The organism is Beijerinckia sp. L45 (assembly GCF_009765775.1).
Classification (GTDB): Bacteria; Pseudomonadota; Alphaproteobacteria; order Rhizobiales; family Beijerinckiaceae; genus RH-AL1.
The window spans coordinates 133,101-142,344 of sequence record NZ_LMUU01000140.1; the positions used below are offsets into that span (position 1 = coordinate 133,101).

Annotated in this window: 10 protein-coding genes; 6 read left to right on the forward strand and 4 right to left on the reverse strand. The window is 65.9% G+C overall.

Features of this window, described 5'->3' with window-relative positions; genetic code table 11:
- Window positions 1-758 (forward strand): amidohydrolase family protein (locus tag GSQ79_RS15490; RefSeq protein ID WP_158809580.1); only part of this gene is annotated, 758 nt, incomplete at its 5' end.
- Between the two features lie 78 nt (window positions 759-836).
- Complete coding sequence (gene hydA, locus GSQ79_RS15495) at window positions 837-2,276, forward strand: dihydropyrimidinase (protein WP_246725363.1); 1,440 nt, start codon at window positions 837-839, stop codon at window positions 2,274-2,276.
- Window positions 2,277-2,282: 6 nt separating this feature from the next.
- Here hydA and rutD read toward each other — a convergent pair whose 3' ends face one another.
- Genes rutD through rutA form a run of 4 tightly spaced genes read right to left on the reverse strand, consistent with a single transcriptional unit; the run spans window position 2,283 to window position 5,330 of the window.
- Window positions 2,283-3,062 carry a pyrimidine utilization protein D gene (gene rutD / locus GSQ79_RS15500; RefSeq protein WP_174243227.1) on the reverse strand — a complete coding sequence of 260 codons (780 nt, stop codon included), beginning with the start codon at window positions 3,060-3,062 and terminating at the stop codon, window positions 2,283-2,285.
- Window positions 3,059-3,451 (reverse strand): pyrimidine utilization protein C, encoded by a 393-nt coding sequence (gene rutC, locus GSQ79_RS15505; protein WP_158809582.1) that lies wholly within the window; start codon window positions 3,449-3,451, stop codon window positions 3,059-3,061. Before rutC ends, rutD begins: the two co-directional genes overlap by 4 nt.
- A 44-nt stretch (window positions 3,452-3,495) precedes the next feature.
- Window positions 3,496-4,242, reverse strand: a complete 747-nt coding sequence (gene rutB, locus GSQ79_RS15510) for a pyrimidine utilization protein B (protein WP_158809583.1) — start codon at window positions 4,240-4,242, stop codon at window positions 3,496-3,498.
- Window positions 4,242-5,330, reverse strand: a complete 1,089-nt coding sequence (rutA, locus tag GSQ79_RS15515; protein ID WP_158809584.1) for a pyrimidine utilization protein A — start codon at window positions 5,328-5,330, stop codon at window positions 4,242-4,244. Before rutA ends, rutB begins: the two co-directional genes overlap by 1 nt.
- Window positions 5,331-5,635: 305 nt before the next feature.
- Between rutA and mdcA the strand changes: the two genes are divergently transcribed.
- From mdcA to mdcE, 4 genes are read left to right on the forward strand one after another with little or no spacing between them, the layout of a single operon-like run.
- Window positions 5,636-7,288: a malonate decarboxylase subunit alpha gene (gene mdcA / locus GSQ79_RS15520; RefSeq protein WP_158809585.1), complete on the forward strand. Its 1,653-nt coding sequence runs from the start codon at window positions 5,636-5,638 to the stop codon at window positions 7,286-7,288.
- A gap of 8 nt (window positions 7,289-7,296) precedes the next feature.
- Window positions 7,297-7,614 carry a malonate decarboxylase acyl carrier protein gene (gene mdcC, locus GSQ79_RS15525; protein WP_158809586.1) on the forward strand — a complete coding sequence of 106 codons (318 nt, stop codon included), beginning with the start codon at window positions 7,297-7,299 and terminating at the stop codon, window positions 7,612-7,614.
- Window positions 7,611-8,534 (forward strand): biotin-independent malonate decarboxylase subunit beta, encoded by a 924-nt coding sequence (locus GSQ79_RS15530; RefSeq protein WP_158809587.1) that lies wholly within the window; start codon window positions 7,611-7,613, stop codon window positions 8,532-8,534. The genes mdcC and GSQ79_RS15530 overlap by 4 nt, the downstream gene beginning before the upstream one ends.
- Window positions 8,521-9,243 carry a biotin-independent malonate decarboxylase subunit gamma gene (mdcE, locus tag GSQ79_RS15535; protein ID WP_158809588.1) on the forward strand — a complete coding sequence of 241 codons (723 nt, stop codon included), beginning with the start codon at window positions 8,521-8,523 and terminating at the stop codon, window positions 9,241-9,243. Before GSQ79_RS15530 ends, mdcE begins: the two co-directional genes overlap by 14 nt.
- Window position 9,244 lies beyond the last annotated feature (1 nt).

The window sequence follows — 9,244 nt, forward strand, 5'->3', positions numbered from 1 at the left end:
GCCAACGCAAATACGGCCGCAGCCTGACCGCGCATCTCGACAGCCTCGGCCTGATCACCCCAAAACTCAGCGCGGCGCACGCGATCTGGATCGACGACGACGATATCGGCCGGCTCGCCGATGGCGGCGCCCGGGTCGCGCATAATCCGCTGAGCAACCTGCGCCTCGGCTCCGGCGTCGCGCCGGTGCGTCGGATGCTCGCGCGGGGTCTGCCGGTGGGCATCGGTACGGATTCCAGCAACACGTCCGACAACCAGAACATGTTCGAGGCGACGCGGCTTGCCGCCTATCTGTCGCGAGTCCAGGGCCCCGACTTTCCCACCTGGCTGTCGGCACCTGAGGCGCTGACGCTCGCCACTCAGGGCTCGGCCGCCCTGCTCGGCTTTTCCCGCATCGGCCGGATCGAGCCGGGCTATGAGGCCGACATCGTCTTCCTCGGGCTCGACGCGCCGCACCTGGTGCCATTCCGCAGCCCCGTGCTGCAGACCGTGTTCAGCGAGAGCGGATCCTCGATCCGCCGGGTGATGATCGGCGGCCGTACGGTGCTTCTGGACGGCAGGCTGCTGACCCTGGACGAACCGGCGCTGCGGCGCCAGGCCGAGGCGGCAGCCGCAAGACTGGACGGCCTCAACGCGCCGTCGAAGGCCGCGGCGGATGCCGTGGCCGCCTTCGTCGGCACCTTCTGCGTGGCGCTCGGCTGCCAGGGGCACCCGGTCCGCCGTACACTGGCCTGCACGCCGATCCCGGGATCGGGCTAAAGCCGGCGCAGCCGTGGTGCCGCGCGCCAATCCCGGCTATTCCTCAGGGACGATGATGCAATGATTCCGGGAGACGATGTGAGCGATTACGATCTTGTGGTGCGCGGCGGGACGGTCGTGACGGAGACGACGCGCCGGACCGACATCGGGATCCTCAACGGGAAAATCGCGGCGATCGGGTCCGATCTCCAGGGCCGCGAGACCGTGGACGCGAGCGGTCTGCTGGTCCTGCCGGGCGGGGTCGACAGCCATTGCCACATCGAGCAGTTGCGCCCCGAGGGCGGCACCGACGAAGAGACGTTTCTCTCCGCCAGCATCTCGGCGCTCGCCGGCGGGACGACCACGGTCATTCCGTTTTCCGTACAGTTCAAGGGACAGCCGATCCGCGACACGCTGGCGGCCTACCATCGTCTCGCCCGGAATGCGCTGGTCGATTATTCCTTCCACCAGATCATCACCGATCCGACCGACGCGGTCATCGCGGAGATTCCCGAGATCGTCGCCTCGGGAATCCGCAGCCTCAAGGTCTTTCTCACCTACGATCCGCTTTACCTCGACGATCGCCAATATGTTCGCGTGCTCGCCGCCGCCCGGCGCGCCGGCGCGCTCGTCACGGTGCATTGCGAGAACTACGAGGCGATCCGCTGGCGCAGCGCCGCGCTCGTCGCCGACGGCCGCGTCGCGCCGAAATACCACGTCTGGTCGCGACCGCCGGCCGTCGAGCGCGAAGCGACGCATCGGGCGATCGCGCTGGCGGAACTCGTCGACCAGCCGATCCAGGTGTTTCACGTCTCCTGCTCTGAGGTCGCGGAAGAGATCGCCCGTGCCCAGGCGCGTGGCGTCAAGGTTTGGGCCGAAACCTGCCCGCAGTACCTCGTGCTGACGAGCGCCGACCTCGATCGCCCGGGTTTTGAAGGCGCCAAATTCATGTGCAGCCCGGCGCTGCGCGACGCCGCGACGCGCGACGCGCTGTGGGACGACATCACGTCCGGCGTCCTCGGCATTGTCTCGTCTGACCACAGCGGCTTCAGCTACGACGGCCCGCGCGGCAAGCGGATGAACGGGTCGGACGCGGCTTTTCCGGACATCCCCAATGGCCTGCCCGGCATCGGGTCGCGGCTGGCGCTGCTGTTCAGCGAAGGCGTCGGCAAAGGCCGTATCAGCCTGAAAGACTTCGTGCGCCTGACGGCGAGCAATCCGGCGGATCTGTTCGGGTTGGCGCCACGCAAAGGCCGCATCGCGGTCGGCGCCGACGCCGATCTCGCGCTTTGGGACCCAACCAAGCAGGTCATCATCACCAACGCACTGCTGCAGCACGCCATCGACTACACGCCCTACGAAGGCATGGCGGTAACCGGCTGGCCGGTGATGACGGTTTTGCGTGGGCGGATCGTGATGCGGGATGGCACGGTCCAGGCCGCGCCGGGATCCGGCACGTTCCTGCCCCGCGCGCCCTATGATTTCATCCAGCCCGCCGGCGTTTTGGCCGATGGGTTCGATGCATCAGCTTTTGCTTAGCGACGGCTACGCCGCCTCGTCGAGGAAACGCAGCAGCGCCGCGTTGAAAATCTCGGGCTCGGTGACCGTAAAGCCGTGGCCGCCTTCCGGCGTCACCCACAGGCGTGCCGTCGGAATGCCGTCGGCAAGCCGCTCGGAGGCTGTCCACGGCACCAGAATATCGTCGCGGGACGCCGCGACGAGCGTCGGCACGGTGATCTCGCCGAGCCGCGCGCTGACATCGAAGGCGAGCAAGGCGCCGATGCGCTTCAGAAGCGTGTCGGCCCCTTGGAAATGCGCGATTCCGTGCGCCTCCTCCCGCGCGAGACGCTCGGCGTTCTGCGACAACCAGGGGGCGGGATAGAGGAAGATCGGCTGCGCACGCACGTAGGCGGCCGGCCCGACATGCAGCAGCAGGTCCTTGCGCACGGCAAAGCACATCGCGGTATGCCCATCGGTCTTGGCCCAGGCATTGACCGGGACGAGGCTGGTCAAACGGTTCGGATAGCGAAGCGCGAGATCGAGTCCCACAATGCCGCCGAGCGCGTGGCCGACGAAAGCGCAGCGCGCGACGTCGAGGTGATCGAGGATCTCGATGACGTCGTCCGCCATGGCTCCGATGCTGTAGCCATCCGGCAGCGGTTCGGTGTTGCGGCCGGTGCCGCGCTGATCGTAGAGGACCACACGGTAGCGCTCGGACAGAGCTGCGAGCTGCGGCTGCCAGAAGGCGCCGGCACCCCCGAGGCCCGACGACAGAAGGACCGTCTCAGCCGCGTCGGCGCGGCCGACGACCTCGTAGTGCATCATGCGGGCTTGCCGACATGCGCGACGCTGGCGATCTCGATCAGCGCATCGGGCTTCACCAGGCCGGACTGGACGCAGTAGCGCGCCGGCTTGTCGCCGGGGAAGAACTCGGCATAGACGGCGTTGATCGCACCGTAATTCGCCCAGTCCGTCAGAAAGATCGAGTTGAAGGTGATATCCGCCATCGTGCCGCCAGCCGTCTCGATGACGCTCTTGATCAGGTTCAGAACGTGACGCGTCTGCGCCGCGGCGTCGCCGACATGGACGACGTTGTTGTCCTTGTCGAAGGGCAGCGTCCCCGAGACATAGACGATTCCGTCGGCCGTCGTGCCCGGCGAGTAAGGCGCCAGCGGCTTGCCGGATCCGGGCGGAATGATCGCGGTCATAGGCATGCAAAATCTCCGTGCGAACGGTGGGTCAAAGACGGGTCGAAAAATCAGGCGGCCGAGGCGGGCGCCTGCGAAATGGTGCCGCAGAAATCGGCGACGGTTGAGACCCAACCGAAGAAGGTCTCGATGTTGTAGAGCGCCGCCTTCTGCGCGAATTCCGGGCCGGCCTGATGCGTCGCATCGGCGAGGACGACGCCGAAATATTCAAGATGGTAGGCATCGCGTAACGACGACTCGACGCAGACGTTGGTGGCGATGCCGGTGAATACGAGATTGCGGATCCCGCGCGAGCGCAAAAAGCTGTCGATGTTGGTGTTGAAGAAGACGCTGTAGCGCGGCTTCGGGATCACCACGTCGCCGGGCTGCGGCGTCAAGGCGTCGACGATGGCGTAGTCCCAGCCGCCTTTGGCCAGCATGCTGCCCATCAGTTCCGGTCGCTTGCGCATCGTCTTCAGGGCGTTGGATTTGTGCCAGTTCGGCGAGCCGGGGCCGCCGGCCTCGACATAGTCCTTGTCCCACCCGTTCTGCAGGAAGATCACCTGGATGCCGGCGGCACGGGCCGCCTTCACCGCCACCGCGATCTTCTCGATGGCCGCGGCGGCGCCGGAAATGTCGAAGCCGGCGACGTCGAGATAGCCCTTCGGCGAGGCATAGGCGTTCTGCATGTCGACGACGATCAGCGCGGTCTTGCTGATCTCCAGGCGGATCGCCTCCGGACTTGCCGGCAGCACGACCGAGATTGAGGACGGATCGCTCGGCGCAAGACCGGCGGCCAGGGTTGTCATGTCGTTCATCAGGCAACCTCGGCTAGGGGGGCGATATGCTGGCGGGTGGTCATCAGCGGCTGGATCCGTTCGCCGAAGTCGCGCATGCCGATGATGAAATCATCGAACGTCAGCAGCACGCCGGCGGCGCCAGGCACGGTGGCGACCTCGTCGAGCATGCGCGCGATGTTGGCGTAGGAGCCGACAAGCGTCCCCATGTTGATGTTCACCGCCGACGTCGGATCCGCCATCGTGCGGACATTGGTATCGGGGCCGGACTTGGTGTCGGCGGCGCTCTGCTGGGTCAGCCAGGCGAGCGCTTCCGTGTCGGCGCCGGCCTTATAGTGCTCCCACTTGGCGAAGGCGGCCTCGTCGGTTTCGTCGGCGATGAGCATGAACAGCGCGTAGGTCGTGACGTCGCGGCCGGTCTTGGCGGTATGCGCCTTCAGCCGCGCAGCGGTCGGCGCGAAGGCGGTCGGTGTGTTGACGCCCTTGCCGAAGCAGAAATTATAGTCGGCATATAATGCGGTGAAGGCCATGCCGGCCTCGCTCTGGCCGGCGCAGATCACCTTCATCTCGGCTGTCGGCTTCGGGCTGACGCGGCAGTCGTCCATGGTGAAGAACTCGCCCTTGATATCGGACTGGCCCGTCGTCCATAGCTCCCGCAGGATTTTGACGTACTCGGTCACGTAGTCGTAGCGCCGGGCGAAGAATTCGTCGCCGGGCCAGAGGCCCATCTGCGAATATTCCGGCTTCTGCCAGCCGGTGATGATGTTGAGGCCGAAGCGGCCGTTGGAGATCGAATCGATCGTCGAGGCCATGCGGGCGACGATCGCCGGCGGCATCGTCAGGGTCGCGGCGGTGGCGAACAGTTTTATCCGCGACGTGACCGCTGCGAGGCCGGCCATCAGCGTGAAGGTCTCGAGGTTGTGATCCCAGAACTCGGTCTTGCCGCCGAAGCCGCGGTACTTGATCATCGAGAGCGCGAAGTCGAGACCGTACTTTTCGGCCTCGGTCACGATGGTCTTGTTGAGCTCGAAGGTCGGCATGTACTGCGGGGCATTCTCGGAGATCAGCCAACCATTGTTGCCGATCGGGATGAATACGCCGATTTCCATGGATCTGCTCCTGCGCAGGGACGAACCCGCCAGATGACCGAAGTGACTTCTGCAAAAGCACGGTCCGTGCCAGAGTTTTTTCCCTGATTATGCAAAGACTTAGATATGGTCACCAAGAGCAAACCAGACCAAATGGTCTAATTTCGATTGGATTGGTCGTCAAACAAGCAGAATCTGCCTAAACCATCGGCAGCCGCGTGGGGCCGGCATTTGGCCCCGGACGATTTGCGCGATAGAGCGTTCAGGGCGCACCATGCCCGTCGTTTCCGGACGCTGAAGCGTGCGAGACTGTTGCAGGAGACCACGTGTCGAAACCGGATTGGGGAACGGAGCGGGCCGCGCGCGGCGAACGCCTCGCGGCAGCGGGTTCGCTCGCCAAGGGCAAGATCGTCGACAGCGCCGATGTCACGGCTCTGCTCGAAGCCGTCATCCGCCCCGGCGACCGCGTCTGCCTCGAGGGCGACAACCAGAAACAGGCCGACCTCCTCGCCGTCGCCCTTGCCGGTGTCGATCGCACAAAAGTGTTCGACCTGCACATGGTGCAGTCCGGCGTTGTCTTGCCCGAGCATCTCGACGTCTTCGAGACCGGCGTGGCCAAGCGGCTGGACTATGCCTATTCCGGCCCGCAGGCCGCGCGGATCGCCCGCATGCTGTTCGGCGGCAAGATCGAGCTCGGCGCGGTCCATACCTACCTCGAGCTGTTCGCCCGTTACTTCATCGACCTGACGCCGAACGTCGCGCTGATCGCCGCCGTCAGCGCCGACCGCGACGGCAACCTCTATACCGGTCCCAACACCGAGGACACGCCGACCGTCGTCGAAGCCACCGCCTTCAAGAGCGGCATCGTGATCGCCCAGGTCAACGCCATCGTCGACAAGGTGCCGCGCGTCGACATCCCAGGCGACCGCGTCAACTTCATCGTCGAGGCAGGCAAACCGTTTTACGTCGAACCGCTGTTCACCCGCGACCCCGGCGCGATCACCGAAATGCAGATTCTGACAGCGATGTTGGCGATCAAGGGGATCTACGCCGAATATGGCGTGAAGCGCCTCAACCACGGCATCGGCTTCAGCACCGCGGCCATTGAACTGCTGCTGCCGACCTTCGCGGAAAAGCTCGGACTCAAGGGCAAGATCGCGACGCATTGGGCGCTCAACCCTCACCCCACCCTCATCCCCGCGATCGAATCCGGCTGGGTGACCCAGATCCATTCGTTCGGCTCGGAAGTCGGCATGGACGACTATATTGCCGCGCGATCGGACGTTTATTTCACAGGCGCCGATGGCTCGCTGCGCTCCAACCGCGCCTTCTGCCAGACCGCGGGTCTCTACGCCTGCGACATGTTCATCGGCTCGACGCTGCAGATCGACCTTCAGGGCAACAGCTCGACGGTCACGACCTCGCGTATCGCCGGCTTTGGGGGCGCCCCCAACATGGGCAGCGATCCGCGCGGGCGCCGGCACGCCAGCGCGCCCTGGCTGAAGGCGGGCGAGGAAGCCGATCCCGATAGCCCGGCTGCGCTGCGGCGCGGCCGCAAGCTGGTCGTCCAGATCGGCGAGACCTTTGGCGACGGCAACGTGCCGATGTTCGTCGAACATCTCGACGCGCTGGTGCTGGCGGAAAAGCTCAGCCTCGATCTCGCGCCGGTCATGATCTACGCCGACGACGTCACCCATATCGTCACGGAGGAAGGCGTCGCCAATCTGCTGCTCTGCCGCGACAAGGACGAGCGCGAACAGGCGGTGCGCGGGGTTGCCGGCTACACCGACGTCGGCCGCGGGCGCGACGCCAAGATGGTACAGCGCCTGCGCGAGCGCGGCGTCATCCGCAGGCCGGAAGATCTGGGCGTCGACCCGCTCGACGCCGACCGCAGCCTGCTCGCGGCGAAAAGCATCAAGGATCTCGTGCGCTGGTCCGGCGGCCTTTACGCGCCGCCGTCCAAATTCCGAAACTGGTGAGAGAGCTCATGGAAACCCTGACCTTCCATCATAAGACCGTGACGCCCGCCGGCGGCGCCAAAGCGCAGGCGCTGGTCGGCGTCGTCGCCTCGGGCAACCTCGAGGTTCTCGTCGAGCGGACGCTGCCGCCGGCCGAATGCACCGTCGAGATCGCGACGACCGCGCACGGCTTCGGCGATATTTGGCGCGCCGTAGTCGGCGACTTCGTCGCCCGCTATCCCGCGGGCGGCCTGCGGATGTCGATCAACGATGGCGGCGCGCGACCTGACACGGTCGCTCTGCGGCTCGCTCAGGGCGTGCGCCTGATCGAAGAGGATGCGTTGTGACCGCGCCCTTCCTGAACGACCCGGCGGCGGTGAGCTGGTACGAAGCCAGCGCGCGCAAGCGCGTCGTAACCCTGCTCGACCCCGGCAGCTTTCTCGAATTCATTGGGCCGGAACAGCGCGAGATGAGCCCGCATCTCGGCATCTTCGATCTCCCTAAGCAGTTCGACGACGGGATGATCGTCGGGCATGGAACCTTGCGTAGCGAAAAAATCTTCGTCGCAGCGCAGGAAGGCCGCTTCATGGGCGGCGCCTTCGGTGAGGTGCACGGCGCCAAGCTGACCGGGCTTTTGCGCGCAGCGCTGAAGGCGGATATCCAAACCGTGCTGATCCTGTTCGACACCGGCGGCGTGCGCCTGCAGGAGGCCAATGCGGGCGAGCTCGCCATTGCCGAGATCATGCGCGCACTGTTGGAAGCGCGCGCCGCGGGCATCCGAGTCGTCGGTCTCGTCGGCGGCCGCGCCGGCTGTTACGGCGGCGGCGGGCTGATTTCCGGCTGCTGCAGCGCCCTCGTCGTCTCCGAACAGGGCCGCATCAGCGTGTCCGGCCCCGAAGTCATCGAGACGAACAAGGGCGTGGAGGAATTCGACTCCAAGGATCGCGCGCTGGTGTGGCGCACGATGGGTGGCAAGAACCGCCGACTGATCGGCGTTGCCGATGCTTTTGCCGACGATACGGTCGGGAGTTTCCGCGATGCCACGCTGGCGTTGCTCGAACAGCCTGGCCGCTTCGATCTCGACACGCTGCAGGCCGAGCAGACGCGGCTGGAGGTCCGGCTCGAGCGCTTCGGCCATTGCGCCGATGCGGCCGAAATCTGGACGGCGCTCGGCATCGAGGACGCGAGCGCCATTCCGGCCATGGCGGCAGAGGATTTCGTTGCCATTGCGGATCGCGTGCAGGAGGCAAGCCATGACGCTCGATGACATTCTAGCTTCGCTGTTTCCCGGCGGCCACGCCGTCACCGTCGACAACCAGGGTCTGATCTTCGGCTCGGCACCGCTTGGCGAGGGACGCGCCAACGTCGTCGGTGTTGCCAACAAGACGGCGCTCGGCGTCGACGAAGCCATAAAACTCTCGGCACGCGTTCTCGATATCGTCGCAGCCGGCGGCAACGACCCGCTGATCGTCATCATCGACAGCGACAGCCAGCGGATGAGCAAGCGCGACGAGCTTCTGGGACTGAGCGAGTATCTTTCGCACCTCGCCAAGGCGCTCATCCTTGCCGACTTCCGGGGCATCCATACCGTTGGCCTGCTCTACGGCCACACCGCCGCCGGCGCCTTCATCGCCACGGCGCTGGCCACGCGCACGCTCGTCGCGCTTCCCGGCGCGGCGCCCGAAGTTATGGACCTGCCTTCCATGGCGCGGGTCACGAAGCTTTCGCTCGACGTGCTCAAGGAGAAGGCCAAGACAACGCCTGTCTTCGCGCCGGGGCTCGACAACCTCGCGCAGACCGGCGCGGTGCATGAGATTTGGGATCCAACCACGCCGCTCGATGCGCAGCTCACGGCGCTGCTCGCGCGCGAGGCGGCGGGCGACGATCGTGACCGCCTCGGCAAGGCCCGCGGCGGCCGCCCGAAGGCCGCCGACATCGCGGCGCGTGTCGCGGACCTCGCCGCCGGTCACGGCTGAG